This window comes from Arthrobacter sunyaminii (assembly GCF_018866305.1).
Lineage (GTDB): Bacteria > Actinomycetota > Actinomycetes > Actinomycetales > Micrococcaceae > Arthrobacter_B > Arthrobacter_B sunyaminii.
On record NZ_CP076456.1, the window covers coordinates 1,716,524 to 1,734,622 of the forward strand.

Genomic DNA, 18,099 nt, shown 5'->3' on the forward strand with positions numbered 1-18,099 from the left:
GAGCAGCTACCACGGGCATCCCCGGGGCATAAAATCTGAGGATGCCGGAAACCGCAGATGTGATGGGATCCATCCTGGACGTGTTGAGTTGGGCGGGTCTCGCCGCAGGCCTTCCGCTGGTGCTTATTGGCCGGATCATCGGCAGGCGCAGATGCGTATGGATCAGCACCACGGCCGAAGTCTTTGAAGCCGGAGGATTCACGGGCCTTCGGTGGTCCGATCGCGAAGGAAGCCCCCGCCAGTCCCTGCACACCGCCGAACAGACCCGCGGGCTGGAGCCGGGAACGGAAGTTGCCCTGCACTATGACGCCTGCCACCCAGGCAAATGGGGCCTCGAAGAGCCCCGAAAGGAAAACCCTGTGCTCATTCTGGGGTGGACGCTGAGTGCGGTCGGCATAGCCAGCACGCTGGGAGGCTTCATCCTGATGCTCTTGTGATGCGGCCTTTCAAGGGCTGACCGCTCCTGCGCCTTCTGCTGCTGGAGCTTATCCCGGCGTCTTGCACAGGCATCTGTTAGGCTCCCGAGTCATGCGCCCACGCACCGACATGGGCCGGTGGACGGCAATATGAACAGAGGCGGTGATCTGCAGTGAGTGAGCACCTGAACAAGGAGAACCCGCGTGCCGCGGACAAGAACGACTCGCCTGCGATCTGGTTCTTCGTGGCAGCGGTTTTCGTTATCACGCTTCCGCAGATGGGCAACGGCGGGTGGCTTGCGCTGGATTCCTGGATTTCCATGGCCGCGGGTGTCCTGCTTACGTCACTGGGATTCTGGTCTATGGCGCGTGGGCGGCGGGGCTGATACGAATCAGGCGCGGTGAGGACTACTACGCCCTGCCGGAGCTCGCCCGGCGTTACGACGCCGATACGCAGGGCCGCGCCGACCTGCCGTTTTATCTCGCCCTGGTCCGGGAGCTGACCCCTGCCTCGGTCGCCGATGTCGGCGCCGGCACCGGACTGTTCTGCAGCTTGCTGGCCGGATCCGGGATGACGCTGACGATCACGGGCGTGGAGCCGCAGCAAACCATGCTCGACATTGCCCGCCGGCAACCGCTCGCCGACCGGGTCCAATGGGTCCAAGGCACGGCTGCGGACCTGCCCACAGCATTTTTCGACCTCGTCTTCATGACCGGACATGTGGCCCAGTATTTCCTCGACGACGCCGCGTGGGCGGAGGTCCTGCGGCAGATTGTTCGGTCCCTGGTGCCCGGCGGACGGGTGGCCTTCGAGATTCGCAACGCCGCCGTCGAGGCATGGCGCCAATGGAATGACGACAAACCCCGTCCCATGGCTGGCGGGTCAGTCCGTCAAAACACCACCGTGACCGGTGACCTTGTTACCCACATGGACGAATGGACCATCGGCGACCGGACCTACACCACGCGCGAAACCCTCCGGTTCCCGGACGATGCCGCAATTCTCCGGGGACTCGATGCCGCCGGGCTGAAGATAGAACGTTTCTGGGGCAACTGGGACGGTTCTGCGGCCACTGAGGATAGCCCCGAACGGATCATCATGGCGCGGACTGTCTGATCGGGATTCCGCGGCCGTTTCGGGAAATCGCTGCCACGGCGGACCGGCAGTAATTTCCCAAAATAGCTGCGGAATCCCGAAGCGGAGGGATTTCCGCCTCCAGCCGGGTGCTTCCAGCCGGGTGTCGTCGCTGACGCCGGGCGCCCGCCGGAATCCCGTTTCGGCCGAAGACCCCAGGCTCATTAGAATGGATCGGTTCCCGCCCCGCCCAACGTTCAGAAATGTGGAGTCTGCCTTGTCCCGAGGAAAACATCATCCGCCGCGGCCCAAACCGGCCAACAGCGAAGGGATGCTGATTGCCAATGACCTGAAAAAGGACCGCGGCTGGACGGACACGCAGATCAAGACCTTCCTGCCGGAGCCGGACCAGACCGCGCGCAATCCGTTTTCCCGCAAGGCGGCACCCATGAAGCTCTACGCGCTGGAACGCGTCGAGGCCATCGAAGCCACGCCCGAATATCAAAAAGCCCGGGAAGCATCACGGACCCGGCAGATTGCCGCCCGCACCCGAGCGCTGGCGAAAAAGAAGGAAGCCGTTGCGGCGGCGCAGGCGCTGGAACTGACCATTGTTCCGGAGCCTTGGCAGGAGATGCAGGACAAAGCCATTGCCCACTTCAACAGCAGGCTCCGGCGCAGCCAGTCCCCGGCCAGCCGCAACACCTCCAAGGCGAGGCTGGACCGGCTGACCGTAAACTATCTGCGGCACAAGCAGACCTCCTATGAGGAGGAGCTCAAGGAATTCAAGGGTGTCGTGGGTGTGGGCGAGGCTTACCTCGTCGTCCGCAACCGGATCCTGGACCTGATCGCGGACACCTACCCTCAGCTGCGCGACGAGTGCGAGCGGCAGAAGTTCGAAGCTCCTGAGCTGCCCGACGGCGTGTATCTGCCGGACAGCCTGCAACTCTCGGAGCGCGTGCCACTGTTGGACGCGGTCACGCGCTAAGCGGAAAGCAGGCTTACCATTTAGTCCCGAGCCGCCCTCCTCGGTAACCTGAGAAGGATGAGTATTGCTGAGTCCTCCCCAAAAACCGCCCCGGCCGCGAGCACAGACGTGAGCACCAACGGCATGGTCCGTGTGCGCGGAGCGCAGGAGAATAACCTGCGCAATGTCGACGTCGAGATTCCGCGCGACGCGATCGTTGCCTTCACGGGAATATCCGGATCCGGCAAGTCGTCACTGGCCTTCGGTACCATCTACGCCGAGGCCCAGCGCCGCTACTTTGAGTCCGTGGCCCCGTACGCACGCCGGCTGCTGTCCCAGGGGCACACGCCCAAAGTGGAGGAGATCACCGGGCTGCCTCCCGCCGTCGCCCTTCAGCAGCGCCGCGGGACGCCCAGTTCACGTTCCACCGTGGGGACGCTGACCACGCTTTCCAACTCGATGCGCATGCTCTTCTCCCGCGGGGGCACGTACCCGGCGGATGCTGAACCGGGGAGCCTGGACTCGGACGCATTCTCACCCAACACGGCCGCCGGCGCCTGCCGGGAGTGCTCGGGCCTGGGGATCGCCCACACCGTCACCGAGGACTCCCTGGTGCCGAACCCGAACCTGAGTATCCGCGACGGCGCCATTGCCGCCTGGCCCGGCGCCTGGCAGGGCAAGAACCTGCGCGACATCCTCATCCAGCTGGGCTACGACGTCGACGTGCCGTGGAAGAAGCTGCCCAAGAAGGACCGTGACTGGATCCTGTTCACTGAGGAACAGCCAGTCGTGATGATTACCCCGCAGCGTGACCGGGTCGCCAAGCCGTACAAGGGCCGGTTCTGGAGCGCCAAGTCCTATGTTCTTCACACCCTGGCTGATTCCGGCAGCGAGCAGATGCGCAAGCGCGTGCTCGAATTTATGGTGTCCGGGCCGTGTCCGGTCTGCGGCGGAGCGGGCCTGCGTCCCGAAGCGCTCGCCGTTACGTTTGCCGGCCGGAACATCGCCGAGTTGAACGGCGCCACCCTGGGTGAGTTGGCGGAGATCATCCGGCCGACGGCGGAGCTGAAGGCTGCTGGAACGGCGTCGCGGTCGGCGGCTTCCAACGAGGACACCGAAGTTGCCGTCACCATCACCCGCGATCTGCTGTCCCGGCTCAAGATCCTCATCGACCTGGGACTGGGCTACCTGAGCCTGTCCCGGTCCACACCCACCCTGTCGCCGGGTGAGATGCAGCGTCTGCGCATCGCCACCCAGCTGCGCTCGGGCCTGTTCGGCGTCATTTACGTGCTGGACGAACCGTCCGCAGGCCTGCATCCCGCCGACGCCGAACCGCTGCTGGCCGTCCTGCAGGAGCTGAAGGAAGCCGGGAACTCCGTCTTCGTCGTCGAGCACAACATGGATGTGGTCCGCAGCGCCGAATGGATTGTGGATGTAGGACCCCAAGCCGGCGACGGCGGCGGCACTGTCCTCTACAGCGGTCCCGTGGCGGGGCTGAAGGACGTGGCAGAAAGCGCCACCCGCCCGTTCCTGTTCCGGGAAGCCGAGGAACCCGCATCGGCCGACCGGACTCCCGAGCGGTGGCTGAACCTCAAGGGCATCACCCGGCACAACCTGCGTGAACTCGATGCCGAGATTCCGCTGGGCGTACTCACCGCCGTCACCGGTGTCTCCGGTTCAGGCAAATCCACCCTGGTGAGCCAGGTGCTGGCCGAAACCGTGGGCGTGCACGTCAACGGCTCCGCCGTCGCGGCCGCCGACCAGGCGGATGACCCGGAAGCGGAACTGGAGGACGACGTCGATCCCGGCGCCACAGTGCGCGACATTGCCGGGCTGGAGCACCTGGACCGCCTGGTCAAGGTGGACCAGCGTCCCATCGGCCGCACGCCGCGCTCCAACCTGGCGACCTACACCGGGCTCTTCGATGCCGTGCGCAAGCTCTACGCCGGCACCGACGAGGCCAAGGCCCGCGGCTACACCGCAGGCCGTTTCTCCTTCAACGTGGCCAGTGGACGCTGCCCCACCTGCCAGGGTGAAGGTTTCCTTGCCGTCGAACTGCTGTTCCTGCCCGGCACCTACGGTCCCTGCCCGCAGTGCCACGGTGCGCGGTACAACGACGAGACGCTGGAAGTCACCTACCGCGGCAAGAACATCGCCGACGTGCTGGGCATGCGGGTGGAAACAGCTGCCGAATTCCTGGCGGACGTCCCGGCGGCGGCGCGGAGCCTGCAGACGCTGCTCGACGTCGGCCTGGGGTACCTTCGCCTGGGGCAGCCGGCCACTGAACTCTCCGGCGGCGAGGCCCAGCGCATCAAGCTCGCCACCGAGCTGCAGCGCGCCCGCCGCGGCCACACCCTGTACCTGCTCGACGAGCCCACCACCGGCCTACATCCCCAGGACGTGCGCCTGCTGCTCGCGCAGCTCAACCGGCTGGTGGACGCGGGCAACACCGTGGTGGTGGTGGAACACTCCATGAACGTGGTGGCCGCGGCCGACTGGGTCATCGACATGGGACCCTCCGGCGGCGACGACGGCGGCCGGATCATCTGTGCGGGTACGCCGGCCGAGGTCGCCGCGTGCGACGCCAGCCGCACCGCTCCGTACCTCACTGCGGCGCTCAAGACGCTGGGATAGGGCGCGGGGGCAGGACAAGGCAGGACAAAGGCGCGGGCGTGCCCGGCCACTGAGTCAGGCGGAGGGGACCCGGGTTAGGCTGTGACGTGCTTACCGAACCGCAGGATTTCCCTGCCATCACCCTGTTCCAGAACACCACGCTGACACTGGTGTCTGACGCCGACGCTCCCGCTCTCGCAGCTGCCTACCAGCGGAACCGGAACTATCTGGCGCCGTGGGAACCGCTGCGCCCGGACGCCTTCTTCACCGGGGATGGCCAGCGCTCCATCATCGACGCCAAGCTGGCGCTGTTTCAGGCGGGGAGTGAAGTGCCCTGGGTCCTTGCCGACGGTGAACGGATCATCGGAACCATCACACTGACCGGTATTGTCCGCGGACCGTTCCTCTCCGCGAATCTCGGCTACTGGATCGACGGGGAATACGCTGGACGGGGCCTTGGCACCGCGGCCGTGACCGCCGTCGTCGTAACGGCACGGGAACGTTTGGGCCTGCACCGGATCCAAGCCGCGACCCTGCTGCACAACGCCGCGTCACAGCGGATTCTGGACAAATCCGGGTTCGCGCAGATCGGTCTTGCTCCCCGATATCTGAAAATCGCCGGCCGATGGCAGGACCACCTTCTGTTTCAGCGGATCCTCGAGGCGGCCAAGTGATCCCGGCACTCCGGCCCGCATTGATCACCACGCCCCGCCTGGTGCTGGAACCGCTGGGTGTCCAGCACGCAGCGGAAATGGCTGACGTGCTCGCGGGGACGGCCCTTTACCGGTACATCGGCGGCGCGGCGCCGACAGCGGAGGAACTGGCACGACGGTACGCCGCCCAAACCGTTGGCGGATCACCGGACAGGCGGGAGATCTGGCTGAACTGGATCATCCGGGACAACGGTGCGGCGTGCGGCTTTGTTCAAGCGACGGTGTCGCAGGAAACTGACGGGCCGACGTCGTATGTTGCGTGGGTGGTGGGCGAGCCGTTCCAAGGCAGGGGCACAGCCACGGCGGCAGCCCGGGCGATGCTGGGCTGGCTTCGGATCCACGCCCCCGGACCGGTCGCCGCCTTCATTCATCCCGAAAACCGTGCCTCAGCGGCCGTCGCACGGAAACTTGGGCTGGCAGCAAGCGGGCTGATCGATGAGGACGGCGAGGAACGCTGGGACGACGGCGCAATGCGCACGCATTAATGGAGCCGGCAGAAAAGCGCACCATGTTCAGCAGGTCCAGCACCGTCATCCCAAAAAACACCAGCGACTTTTTTCGTTGCGCCTATTCCGGAATTGCACCTAAACCTGCAAGGGTGCCTGAGGGGGACAACGCACGCACTATGAGGAGCTGAACACATTGCTGTTTCCATTGGCCCGACGGCGGGGTGCTGCCACCGCAGTCACCGCCGCCATCGCACTGACATTTGTTTCAATGACCCCGGCTGCAGCCAAGCCCCCGCACCACGGCGGCAAGGACCAGACAACCTCCGTCACGGTCCTGGGCACTTCGGACCTGCACGGCTACATCGAGAACTGGGATTACTTCAAGGACGGCGAATACGATGACGCCGCCTCCAACGACGTCGGACTGGCCAAGATCTCCACCCTCGTGGACACAGTCCGGGCTGACCGGGGCAGTGCCTCCACACTGCTGATCGACGCCGGTGACACCATCCAGGGCACCTCGCTGACGGATTACTTCGCCAACACGGAACCCATTACCGAAACCGGCGAAATCCACCCCATGGCTGCGGCCATGAACGCGATGGATTATGACGCAGCGGCGCTGGGCAACCACGAATTCAACTATGGACTTGATCTGCTGCGGAAGTTTGAAAGCCAGCTGGATTTCCCGCTGCTTGGCGCAAATGCAGTGGATGCAACGTCCGGGAAGCCGGCATTCACCCCGTACATCATCAAAACGGTGAAGACCAAGGGCAACAAACCCGTGAAGGTCGGCATCTTGGGTCTCACCAACCCCGGGGTGGCCATTTGGGACAAAAATAACGTCGACGGGAAGCTCAAGTTCCCGGGCATCGTGGAGCAGGCACAGAAGTACGTGCCGCAAATGAAGGCACGCGGAGCGGACGTTGTGGTGGTCAGTGCCCACTCCGGAACGTCGGGGACCTCCTCCTACGGGCCCGAGCTGCCGCTGGAGAACGCCTCCACCCAGCTGGCTGAAACAGTGCCCGGCATCGACGCCGTCCTGGTGGGACACGCCCATCAGGAGATTCCGGAACGCTTCGTGACGAACAAGGTCACCGGTGACCAGGTGCTGTTGACCGAGCCGCTGAACTGGGGCATGCGCCTGTCCGTCATGGACTTTGAACTGAAGAAGGTGCGCGGCCAGTGGGACGTGGTATCGGCGTCGGCTTCGCTGCTGAACGCCAACACCGTTGAGGCGGATCCCGAAATCTCCAAGCTGGTGGCCGAACAGCACCAGCGGGTCATTGACTACGTCAATACGCCCATCGGCACCGCCACCGAATCCATGCCTGCGTCGGAGTCACGCTACCGCGACACAGCCGTCATGGATTTTGTGGGTTCGGTTCAGGCCTCTGCCGTGGACCGGGCGCTCGACGGCGGACCCAACGCCGATCTGCCGGTGCTGTCGCTGGTGGCGCCCTTCAGCCGCACCGCGGAAATCCCCGCCGGCCCGGTAACCATCCGCGATCTGGCCGGGCTGTATGTCTTCCCCAACACCCTCTTCGGTGTCGAGATGACGGGTGCGCAGATCAAGGAGTACCTGGAGTATTCGGCGAAGTACTTCGTCCAGACGGCGCCGGGCGCCCCGGTGGATCCGGCCACCCTGACCAACGCAGACGGCACTCCTGACTACAACTACGACATGATGTCCGGCGTTGACTATGACATCGACATCAGCCGCCCGGTGGGAGAGCGCATCGTCAACCTGAGCTTCAACGGTGCTCCGGTGGATCCGGCGCAGCGGTTTGCCGTAGCCACCAACAACTACCGGCAGTCCGGCGGCGGCAACTTCCCGCACATCTCCACGGCGCCCGTCCTGGTGAATCAGCAGACGGAAATCCGCCAGCTGCTCATCGACTACGTGGTGGCTCAGGGCACCGTTGACCCGGCGGACTTCGCCGAGAACAACTGGCGCCTGGTGCGCGGCGGCGTGCCCGTCTTCGACTAACCTGCCGGAAACCTTCTCTCTCAGCCGGCGTCGCTCTGCTCCAACCAGGATTTAAACCGGGAGTACAGTTCAGGGGTGTCCTGCTCCACGGCAGCGGCGGTGGCGCCGGTCAGCCCCGACAGCCGGACACTAAACATGCATTCCCGTTCGCCCGTCGGTGTGATGAGGTACTCCAACTCACCGGCGGGCTCATCAGCAACCCTGTCATCCCACCGGGCGTCAATAGTCAGGACGAGCCGGTACGGGGCGTCGGCCTCCACGACGGATCCGACGATGAGGTTATTGCCGTCGGCGTACAGGGCATAGTCACTGCCCGGCTCCATGGTTCCGCGCAGACTGGAATCCCACATCCAGCTGCGCGGAACATTGGAGGCCGTCAGAGCGCGCCACACGTCCTCGGGCGGGCAGGCCAGGACCGTGGAATAAATGGTTTCTGTGGACGCGGCGGATGGCATGGCGGCAACCTTTCCAAACAGTGAAGGGACCCCCCGAAGTACAGGGGGTCAGAATCGGAGACCGGAGGAAAGGAACGCAGTAACCTGACCGGGTGCGCCGAGACTAAGCCAGGGGGCCGCCCGGCGCCAGCGCAGTATGCAGGATTGTTATGCCGGTGATTGCAGTTTTCCGCTAGTGCAGCAGATAGCCGTCGGTAAAGTTCTCGAGCGGCTCAACAATGGCCCTGTTGCCGGGAGTGGTGCCGACAATCCGGACCCGGGTACCCTTGGGCAGCGCCACTTTTCCTGTTTTTCCTATAGTTATGGCATAAACAATCCGGCCTGCCTCGATTTCGACCCGGCCTTCCATATTAATTCTCCCGTGGTCGAGGCTCGTAAGCGGCTTGGTGACAGTGCCTTGCCTTCCCAGATAGGAAGAGACTTCCGCCGCCCCCAGATACCTTTTACTGATGCGGGCCGAGGCCCAGAGATGTACGACAATGGCAGCAAGCAAACCGACAATGACGCCGGCGACGGCGGACCGTGTTGGCGCGCCAGCCATGAAACCGACGATGCTGAACGGCAGGGTGGTCCACCACCATGAGGGCGGGTAATAGCCGTGGCCCTTTATGATGTTGCTGAGAAGGACCCACATTCCGAGCCCCCACGCCACGGGGAAAATGGCCCAGATCATTGGTTGTCCTCCGGTGTTTGCGAGCTGTGTTCCGGGCGGTGAGGAGAGGCGGGGCCGGTAAATGACGTCAGGAGGGCCGGCGGGGCGGCAATCAGGACTTCGCCGCCGTCGCGGTGAAAGGATGCCACGCCCCAGCCGGGGTTGAACCGGAACAGGGATTCGGAAAATGAGGCCTTGCGCATCCCCGCGAAATCGGAGGTTCGCACCACCAGCGGGTCATTGTCGGCCCGTGTGCCGCCGGACAGAGGCTGCAGGGTCAACCAATCCGGATACGGAGTTGCGAGTGCACGCGCCCACCGCGGCCGGGAGAACGCAGCAGCGGGCGCCAGGACCCGGCATTCACACTGGTTCCTTGCCGCATAACGGCGCCGGGTCCGGCGCTCCCGGCGGATGTGCATCAGTGCCAAGACGAAACAGTACGCACAAAACACCCAGGCTGCGGTTTCATTGCCGCGGACAATCAACACCACACCCGCAGCGGCTGTAAACAGCAGCACAACGGCGGCATCGCGCTGCGTGGACTGTTTCATGCATCGAACCGGACGAATGCCCGCAGCGGCAATCCGCTTCCGGCGTCACCGCCTGCCTGCCGGTAGCCCAGAGATTCGTAGAATGCCTTCTGGCCGGGCTCAGTGTCCGTGAGCAACACCTTTTGCCGCACATGGGCGTACGGTGCCAGGACAAATTCGACCAGGCGCCTGCCCAGTCCGGTTCGCTGGTGCCGGGGATCAACGAGGACGTCCTGCAGGTAACAAATCGAGTGACCGTCTGAAATGATCCGGGCCAGGCCCACCAAGTCATCGCCGTCGCGGGCGGCCGCCAGCAGTGTGGAACCCGCGAGGGCAGCGGCCAGGTTGCCCGGGTCCTTGGTGTAGGCACTCCAGCCCACCGAGTCGTACAGCCGCACGACGTCGTTCAGCGGCAGATCGGGTCCGGCGGCGTATTCGAGTCTGGGCACGGCAACAGCCTATCTGTACACCGGAGCTAAAGGCCATGGAATTCCACCTGTAACCCGCATTGTCTCTCCACTACAGGGTTCGCGACATTTTAGAAAGGGGTCCAATGGATATTTCCTTTCATTTCTCCTAAATAGCCAATCGCTGTGGATGTTGTTTCCGCGCTAATTCAAACGGGCCTTACCTTTATCCCATCACACTTCCACCCGTGAAGTTTTGTTCTAAGGGGATCACTTGATTCGTCGAAACAAGCGCAGGAATGCGCGGAAGGCAGCCGTGCTGGCCGTCAGCAGCGTCCTTTTGCTCTCGCCCTTGGCTGCTGTGGCAGCTCCGCCTTCCCAGCCGGATGCAGGGGACGGCGGGACCTTTGCCGGAGCCCCGGGAGCCAACGGCAGTCCCGGGAAAATCGATGACCGTCCCGATGCCGCCGCAGACGAACGGCGTGCCCTGAATCAGCAGGCAGTGGAAAAGGTGGTCCGCGGCGAAGCTCCGGTCCAGAACCGCGGCGGCTCCAAGGCCGTCCAGGTGGCCCCGGGGCAGTGGGCGGAGTACGGACTGGAAGACAGCGACCAGATCCTGTCCTTCCTGATTGAGTTCGGTGACCAGGTGGACCCGCGGTTCCCGGATTCCGCTCCCGGGCCGCTGCATAACCAGATCCCGCAGCCCAACCGCAGCGCGGACAACTCCACCTATTGGCTCCCGGAGTTCGACCGCGAGCATTACATGGACATGTTCTTCAACCCGCAGGGCGAATCCCTGAAGACCCTGTATGAGGAGATGTCCAGCGGCCGCTACACAGTGGACGGTGACGTCAGCGACTGGGTGACCGTGCCCTACAACACCGCGAGTTACGGCCAGACCGAATCCCAGGCGGACATGACGCGCTTTGTGCAGGATGCCGCTGATGCCTGGTACGACGGGCAGATTGCTGCCGGCAAGAGCGCCGCGGACATCGACGCCTATCTGGCCGGCTTCGACCAGTGGGACCGCTACGACTACAACAAGAACGGCAACTTCGATGAGCCGGACGGCTACATTGACCACTTCCAGGCTATCCACGCCGGCGAGGGTGAAGAAGCCGGGGCGGCGGAATCCACCATATGGTCGCACCGCTGGTCCGTGGGTCAGGCCGGCAGGGGAACTCAAGGTCCCGCTGCCAATCCCTATGGCGGCATCCGGATCGGGGACTCCAAGGTGTGGATCCGCGATTACACCACCGAACCGGAAAACGGCGGCCTGGGTGTTTTCGCCCACGAATACGGCCACGACCTTGGCCTGCCCGATCTATACGACACCGCAGGCGGGGACAACGGAACCGGCTTCTGGACCCTCATGAGCTCCGGCTCCTGGCTCGGACGCGGTGAAGACTCCATTGGTTCCACCCCCAACCACATGGGTGCCTGGGAAAAGCTGCAGATGGGCTGGCTCGACTACGATGTTGCCGCCGCGGGCGAGAAATCCACACACATGCTCGGCCCGTCCTACCACGCCACCAAGAAACAGCAGGCCGTGGTGGTTACCCTCCCGCGGGACGCCAACGGCAACGGACGGTACTACATCGCGGAGAACCGCCAGTACGTCGGGTATGACGCCACCTTGGAGACCGGGCCCTACAACTTCGGCTGGGCACTCAGCTCTCCGGACCGGGTGGAGCACTTCCCGTACCAAAACGGACTCCTGGTGACCTACTGGAACGCCGGGCAGCGCAACAACAACACGAGCCAGCATCCCGGTGCCGGCCTCGTTCTCCCGGTGGACGCACGGCCTCAGGCGCTGAAATTCTCCGACGGCGTTGTGGCCCGCAACCGCATCCAGAGCTTTGATGCAACGTTCGGCAAGGAAGCCACGGATCCGATTCTGCTGCACCGCGAAACGGCGGCCGGGATGAAAACGCTGAACGTACCGTCGCGGCCAGGCGTCGCCGTGTTCAACGACAGCAACCCGAACGCGTACTATGACCCGGCAAATCCGCAGGGCAGCGTTGTGGTGGCCGGAACCGGAACCACCATCAAGGTGGTCCAGAGCAATCCCAAGGGAATGATGACCATAAAGGTCAACTAACTGCCGGCACGCCGAGCCCCGCGGCCCCGTCCGCTGAGCTCGTCTTGCGGCACTAATACAGCAGGGACCGGAGGTTTTCCTCCGGTCCCTGTTGTCTTCGCCCTATCGGGAGCCGGCGCTGTCTTTTTCCTTTTCCACCAGCGGGTCCGGATCAAGGAACGCGACGGTAAGCACTGCAGCCGTCTGCTCGATCTGCCACTGGCGTGCGCCCAGGTCCCGCAGCGCAGAGCTGATCGAATCCAGATTGATCTGTGCCGGAGGACGCCAGGCCACCCGGCGAAGGGTGTCGGGAGTCAGCAGATTCTCGAGGGGCAGGTTCAGCTGTTCGGCTACGGCAGCCAGCCGCGGTTTTGCGGTTTGCAGGCGTGCCGCTGCCTCCGGATCATTCTTGGCCCATACCCGCGGGGGCGGCGGAGCGTGGGTGGGAATGTGCAGCGGCGGCAGGTCGGTGCTGGACCGGCCAGCGGAAATGCAGCGCAGCCAGCGCGGTGCTTCCTTCTGTGCGGCGCGGCCGTGGAAGCCCGGGGTGCCCAGCAGCTGCGGGACGGTGGTGGGCATGGCCCGGGCGGCCGCCACAATAGCGGAGTCCGGGATGAGCCGGCCCGGTGCGGTGTCCCGGTTTTCGGCCAGGTGCTCGCGCTCGGTCCACAGTTCGCGGACAACGGCCAGCTGCCGGCGGTCACGCAACTGGTGCATCCCGCTGGTGCGGCGCCACGGGTCCACCCGCGGGGCCGACGGCGGTGCCGTCCGGATCGCTTCAAACTCCTGCTCCGCGAAGGTAAGTTTCCCGGCGTCGTCGAGTACCTTGATCAGTTCAATGCGAAGCTCGGCGAGGACCTCAACGTCCAGGGCGGCGTAGCGCAGCCACGGCTCGGGCAGCGGGCGGGTGGACCAGTCGGCGGCCGAGTGCTCCTTTGCCAGGGTAAAGCCGAGCAGGTTCTCAATCACCGCGGCCAGGCCGACGCGCGGGAGTCCCGCCAGACGTGCGGCGAGTTCCGTGTCGAAAAGCTTGTCCGGCCACATGCCCAGTTCCGACAGGCAGGGCAGATCCTGGCTGGCTGCGTGCAGAATCCATTCCACGCCCTGCAGAGCGTCGTTGATGATATCCAGGTTGTCGAACGGTTCCGGATCGATCAGCCAGGTGCCGGCGCCTTCACGGCGAATCTGGACCAGGAAAGCGCGCTGGCCGTAGCGGAAGCCGGAAGCGCGTTCAGCGTCGACGGCTGCGGGTCCGGTGCCGGCGGCGAGAGCCTTGGCGGCCCGTTCCAGTCCGCGGGGAGTGTCGATGACCAGGGGCACCCCGTCTCTTGGTGCCTCCAGCAGCGGGAGCTCAACCGGCTCGTCGTTCGGGTCAGCGGAAGGGGTGTGGACGGGGGAGCCGGGTATCTGCGCGGTCATAAGACCTTCAGTCTATCGAGTCCGGCGGTGCCGCAGTGACACACGGGCACCCCCGCCTGGTTCGGGGTGTCCAATTCTGGGCGTCTTGCCCTAGCTTCGGCGCACCCTGGGCAGCGGAGTGACACCCTCGGGCAGGGGAGGTAGCCCGGCAAAGGTGCAGACCATGTCCGACCAGGCTTCCAAATGCTCCTGCACATCGGCGGAATCCGGGGTCCAGGAGGCACGCAGCTCAATATCAATGGCATCGCCCCGGCCGGCGAGTGTTCCGTAGCTTTCCGAGAGGATTCGGGTGGCGGTGCCCCCGGCGTTGGAGTATCCGGCATGGTGTTCCTGCAGGGCTTCCACGAGCCACGTCCAGGCGACTGAACCAACAAGTTCATCGTTGCCCATGTCCGGCTCCAGTTCGGCCCGGATATAGGTAACAATCCGGAACGTTCCGTTCCATACGTCAGACCCCTCGGGGTCATGCAGGAGGATAAAGCGGCCGGTGGCCAGCTCGGTTTGTTCCGGAATGACGATTCCGGACGGGCCGTGGCCGAGGCCCTCAGCACGTGCCAGCGGTCCACTCGCGAGAATCTCCGCACCCAGTGACACCGCAAAAGGCGCCAACCGGGCCGGTGCCGGGATCTCGTTTAGATGCAGCTCAGGGCGGCACCGGGCGCGCCGCAGCGAACCGAGGGCTTTCAGGAAGTCTGGGGGTACTTGTGATAAGTCACCGATTGCACTCACCTTCGCAGGTTACTGGCGCAGACCTCGGGCAAAGGTTCAGGCTCGCCGAAGTGTCCCTTTTGTTATCTGCCCAGCCTAGGCCTCAGCTGCCGGTGGCGGGAGGGCCCGGGGTTGTTTGCCCGGACGTACCGCCGGCTTTTCCGGTCCCGGAGCTGCCGGAACAGCTCCGGGACCACAGCTGCTAGCTCAGCGCAGACTCTCCGGGAGCGTCGGGATCCGCAGCAACCTCGCGGGCAATGGCCTCGGCGAACGCATCAACGTCGGCTTCTGAGGTGTCGAACGTGCACATCCAGCGCACCTCTCCCGTGGCCTGGTCCCAGTCGTAGAACCGGAACGAGGAGCGCAGGCGGTCCGCAACGCCGGCCGGCAGTTTGGCGAAGACAGCGTTGGACTCGGTGGGCTGGGTCAGCTCCACGCCGTCGATCTTCTCCACCGCTGCCCGCAGCCGCTGTGCCATGGCGTTCGCGTGTGAGGCCGAGCGCAGCCAGAGATCGTCCTCATACAGCGTGACGAACTGGGCTGAAATGAAGCGCATCTTGGACGCCAGCTGCATGTTCATCTTGCGCAGGTAATCCAGGCCGGGGGAGGCCTCCGGATTCAGTGAGACGATGCACTCGCCGTACATCATGCCGTTCTTGGTGCCGCCCAGGGACAGAATGTCCACGCCGGCGTCGGTGGTCATGGCACCCATGCCCACGCCCAGCGCTGCGGCGGCATTGCCCAGCCGGGCCCCGTCCATGTGCAGGAGCATGCCGTGCTTATGGCAGTGCTCGGCAATGGCGGTGATTTCCTCCACCGTGTACAAAGTGCCCAACTCGGTGGACTGGGTGATGGACACGGCCAGCGGCTGCGCACGGTGCTCGTCGCCCCAGCCCCAGGCCTCCTGGTCAATCAGTGCGGGCGTGAGCTTGCCGTCCGCGGCGGGGATCTGCAGCAGTTTCATGCCGCCGATCCGTTCCGGCGCACCGTTTTCGTCCACATTGATGTGGGCGGTGGAGGCGCAGATGACGGCGCCCCAGCGCGGCAGCAGCGACTGCAGCGCTGTCACGTTGGCGCCGGTGCCGTTGAACACCGGGAAGGCGCGCATTTTCGAGCCGAAGTGCGCAGTCAGCACCTCGCGCAGCTTGGCCGTGTAGACGTCTTCGCCGTAGGCCACCTGATGGCCCTGGTTGGCTGCGGTCAGCGCGTCCAGGATTTCGGGATGGACTCCGGAATAGTTGTCCGAGGCAAACGCGCGGATGGATATGTCATGCAGGGGGGAAATGTTGGTCACAGTGTCCAGTATCTCTTACGGGTGTTTCGGTTCGAACCGCGGCTCAGGACTGCGGTACCAGGGAGATGCGCTGCCCGTTCAGCTGCGCCGCATCCTGGCTAAAAAGGTCGACGGCGGCCCCGGCCAGGGTCTGCACATCGGTGTAGGTGCTGAAGTCGCGGTCCGGCTGGGCCGCACGCATGGAGTCATCCACGAGGGCCTTGACCACAAAGACGACGGCGGCCGAGTGCTGCGGCTGAGCGTTTTCCTTGGCGCCGGACTGCGCGCGGCGGAAGCCCTGCGCAATTGCCTGCACCCAGGCTTCGGCCGCGGCCTTGGCTGCGGCGTACCCGGCGCCTCCGGCGGTGGGGGAGTCCACGGAGGTGGAGGAAACGATGGCGAGCCGGCCGTCGTCGGACGCTGCCAGCTGGTCGTAGAAGCTGCGGCTGACGTTGCGCAGGGTCTGCAGGATGTTGGTCTGCAGGAAATCCCAGTCGTCTTCCTTCTGCCCGGTGATGCCGCCGCCGCCGCGCCAGCCGCCCACCAGATGGATCAGCCCGTCAATCCCGCCGTACATTTCCTGCAGATCCTGGGAGAGGGCGTCCACGTCGCCGGGACGGGACAGGTCGCAGGTGCGCAGATCGGCGTCGAGCAGGCCAAAGAGGGTGTTTTCGAGCCGGGCGGCGTCGCGGCCCACCGCCACAACCTTGGCACCGGCGGCTTCCAGTGCTTTGCAGACCGCGACGCCGGACGCGGAGGCCGCGCCGGCCACCAAAACGGTACGGCCCCGCACAGACTGGTCAGAGGCGGACGTTCCGGTGGCCGGCGTTGTGCTCATTTAGTTCGAACTCCCTGTGATTCCCGACGTGGATTCGATGACCGGAGCCATCTTCTTGGACAGCGCTTCGTAGAACATGGACAGCGGAAATTCGTCGTCCAGCACCTGGTCGGTGAGCCCGCGCGGCGGCCCGTCCAACGGCAGGGCGTCCGGACCCTTGGCCCAAACGGAGGCCGGGTTCGGCGTCAGCGTGGCGGACACCAGATCGTAGGCGGCAAACCAGTGGGCGGTCTTCGGCCGGTCAATGGAGCGCCAGTACAGGTCCTCGATGTTCGCGCCCAGGCGGACAACGACGTCGGCCACGTCTTCCCAGTCGATGCTCAGCTTGCCGTCGGTCCAGTGCAGGACGTGGTTCTGGTGCATCCAGGCGAACAACAGCTGCCCGCCGAGGCCGTCATAGTTGCGCACCCGGCTGCCTGTAATGGCGAACCGGAAGATCCGGTCAAAGATCACCGCGTACTGCACCAGCGTGGCATGTTTGCGGGCCTCCGGGGAAGCGTCCTCGTCCTTTTCGATCTTCACTGCTTCGCGGAAGGCCGTGAGGTCGCAGCGCAGTTCCTCGAGGGAGTAAAGGAAGTACGGCATGCGCTGTTTGATCATGAACGGGTCAAAGGGGAGGTCCCCGCGCATGTGCGTGCGGTCATGGATCAGGTCCCACATGACAAAGGTGTCCTGTGCCAGTTTCTGGTCATCCAGCAGGGCGGCGGCATCCTCGGGCAGCTGCAGCGAGGTGATCTCAGCGGCAGCGCGCAGGACGCGGCGGAACCGGGCAGCTTCGCGGTCGGCGAAGATGGCGCCCCAGGTGAAGGTGGGCGTTTCGCGGACGGCCACGGTTTCGGGGAAGAGCACTGCCGAGTTGGTGTCGTAGCCCGGGGTGAAGTCCAGGAAGCGGATGGGTACGAAGAGCTTGTTGGAGTACTCGCCGGCTTCGAGTTCGCCGATGAACTCGGGCCAGACAACCTCGATCAGGACCGCTTCCACGTAACGGTTCGTGGAGCCGTTCTGCGTGTACATGGGGAACAGCACCAGGTGCTGCAGGCCGTCCGTCCGGTTCAGCTGCGGGGAGAACGCGAGCAGGGAATCGAGGAAATCCGGTTCGCCCAGGCCGCCGGCGACCCAGCGCTGCAGGTCCTGGACCACCAGGGACAGGTATTCGGCGTCGTGCTCGAAGGCCGGAGCCAGCGCCTCGACGGCGGCAGCAATCACTGAAATGAGTTCTTCGGCAGCGGCACGGTTGTCCGTGTCCACTGATCCGTTTTTGTTCTGCAGCGGCTGCAGGTCCGTGGCGGCCTGTTTGAGTGCCTGCCAGGCCTCGGAGGTCTCCGGGCTGCTGCCGGCGGAAACGGCGGTAAAGCCGGGGTGGGAAAGCGAGGGGAACGCTGAGACAGACATGGCTGCGACCTTCCGGAGGGAGGCCGCCCCGAAGCAGTGGAGCGGCAGAGAAGTAATGCGTCGAGCATACTCACGAAAAACTAACGCTTACGCTGTTTAGCGTGACACATAAGCACTACTTATGC

18 protein-coding genes are annotated in these 18,099 nt (G+C 64.6%); 9 read left to right on the forward strand and 9 right to left on the reverse strand.

Translation table 11 applies throughout. The features are described from left to right. The first annotated feature begins 41 nt into the window (after positions 1-41). The 8 genes from KG104_RS07515 (at position 42) to KG104_RS07550 (ending at position 8,220) form a co-directional block, all read left to right on the forward strand. Positions 42-437 (forward strand): hypothetical protein, encoded by a 396-nt coding sequence (locus KG104_RS07515; protein WP_104054582.1) that lies wholly within the window; start codon positions 42-44, stop codon positions 435-437. A 152-nt stretch (positions 438-589) separates the two neighbouring features. Next, positions 590-802 (forward strand): hypothetical protein, encoded by a 213-nt coding sequence (locus KG104_RS07520; protein WP_207346614.1) that lies wholly within the window; start codon positions 590-592, stop codon positions 800-802. Then, positions 709-1,533 carry a class I SAM-dependent methyltransferase gene (locus tag KG104_RS07525; protein ID WP_207346615.1) on the forward strand — a complete coding sequence of 275 codons (825 nt, stop codon included), beginning with the start codon at positions 709-711 and terminating at the stop codon, positions 1,531-1,533. Before KG104_RS07520 ends, KG104_RS07525 begins: the two co-directional genes overlap by 94 nt. Positions 1,534-1,768: 235 nt before the next feature. After that, entirely contained in the window at positions 1,769-2,476 is a 708-nt protein-coding gene (locus tag KG104_RS07530) for a hypothetical protein (RefSeq protein WP_207346616.1), read from the forward strand. 123 nt (positions 2,477-2,599) lie between these two features. Beyond that, complete coding sequence (gene uvrA / locus KG104_RS07535; protein WP_372434099.1) at positions 2,600-5,089, forward strand: excinuclease ABC subunit UvrA; 2,490 nt, start codon at positions 2,600-2,602, stop codon at positions 5,087-5,089. A gap of 86 nt (positions 5,090-5,175) precedes the next feature. After that, entirely contained in the window at positions 5,176-5,742 is a 567-nt protein-coding gene (locus KG104_RS07540) for a GNAT family N-acetyltransferase (RefSeq protein ID WP_372434084.1), read from the forward strand. Further along, entirely contained in the window at positions 5,739-6,266 is a 528-nt protein-coding gene (locus tag KG104_RS07545; protein ID WP_237688690.1) for a GNAT family N-acetyltransferase, read from the forward strand. Before KG104_RS07540 ends, KG104_RS07545 begins: the two co-directional genes overlap by 4 nt. A 232-nt stretch (positions 6,267-6,498) precedes the next feature. Further along, positions 6,499-8,220, forward strand: coding sequence for a bifunctional metallophosphatase/5'-nucleotidase (locus KG104_RS07550; protein ID WP_207346619.1), 1,722 nt, complete (start codon positions 6,499-6,501; stop codon positions 8,218-8,220). A 20-nt stretch (positions 8,221-8,240) separates the two neighbouring features. Here the strand turns inward: KG104_RS07550 and KG104_RS07555 are convergent, their stop codons facing one another. The 4 genes from KG104_RS07555 to KG104_RS07570 form a co-directional block, all read right to left on the reverse strand. Next, entirely contained in the window at positions 8,241-8,675 is a 435-nt protein-coding gene (locus KG104_RS07555) for an SRPBCC domain-containing protein (RefSeq protein WP_207346620.1), read from the reverse strand. A gap of 172 nt (positions 8,676-8,847) precedes the next feature. Beyond that, positions 8,848-9,348, reverse strand: a complete 501-nt coding sequence (locus KG104_RS07560; RefSeq protein ID WP_207346621.1) for an NfeD family protein — start codon at positions 9,346-9,348, stop codon at positions 8,848-8,850. Beyond that, positions 9,345-9,878 (reverse strand): hypothetical protein, encoded by a 534-nt coding sequence (locus tag KG104_RS07565; protein WP_207346622.1) that lies wholly within the window; start codon positions 9,876-9,878, stop codon positions 9,345-9,347. Before KG104_RS07565 ends, KG104_RS07560 begins: the two co-directional genes overlap by 4 nt. Continuing rightward, positions 9,875-10,306 (reverse strand): GNAT family N-acetyltransferase, encoded by a 432-nt coding sequence (locus KG104_RS07570; protein WP_237688691.1) that lies wholly within the window; start codon positions 10,304-10,306, stop codon positions 9,875-9,877. The genes KG104_RS07565 and KG104_RS07570 overlap by 4 nt, the downstream gene beginning before the upstream one ends. A 232-nt stretch (positions 10,307-10,538) precedes the next feature. Between KG104_RS07570 and KG104_RS07575 the strand changes: the two genes are divergently transcribed. Beyond that, complete coding sequence (locus KG104_RS07575; RefSeq protein ID WP_237686801.1) at positions 10,539-12,365, forward strand: immune inhibitor A domain-containing protein; 1,827 nt, start codon at positions 10,539-10,541, stop codon at positions 12,363-12,365. A gap of 102 nt (positions 12,366-12,467) precedes the next feature. On the opposite strand, the gene KG104_RS07580 is transcribed toward KG104_RS07575, so the two are convergent. From KG104_RS07580 to KG104_RS07600, 5 genes are all read right to left on the reverse strand, one after another. Then, a complete protein-coding gene (locus tag KG104_RS07580; protein ID WP_207346623.1) occupies positions 12,468-13,763 on the reverse strand; it encodes an HRDC domain-containing protein in 1,296 nt (431 codons plus the stop codon). 90 nt (positions 13,764-13,853) lie between these two features. Further along, positions 13,854-14,483, reverse strand: a complete 630-nt coding sequence (locus KG104_RS07585; RefSeq protein WP_104054868.1) for a DUF3000 domain-containing protein — start codon at positions 14,481-14,483, stop codon at positions 13,854-13,856. A gap of 190 nt (positions 14,484-14,673) precedes the next feature. After that, positions 14,674-15,765: a threonine aldolase family protein gene (locus tag KG104_RS07590; protein ID WP_237688692.1), complete on the reverse strand. Its 1,092-nt coding sequence runs from the start codon at positions 15,763-15,765 to the stop codon at positions 14,674-14,676. Positions 15,766-15,808: 43 nt separating this feature from the next. Next, complete coding sequence (locus KG104_RS07595) at positions 15,809-16,582, reverse strand: SDR family NAD(P)-dependent oxidoreductase (RefSeq protein ID WP_207346624.1); 774 nt, start codon at positions 16,580-16,582, stop codon at positions 15,809-15,811. Next, positions 16,583-17,974: a DUF6421 family protein gene (locus KG104_RS07600; RefSeq protein ID WP_104160841.1), complete on the reverse strand. Its 1,392-nt coding sequence runs from the start codon at positions 17,972-17,974 to the stop codon at positions 16,583-16,585. Positions 17,975-18,099 lie beyond the last annotated feature (125 nt).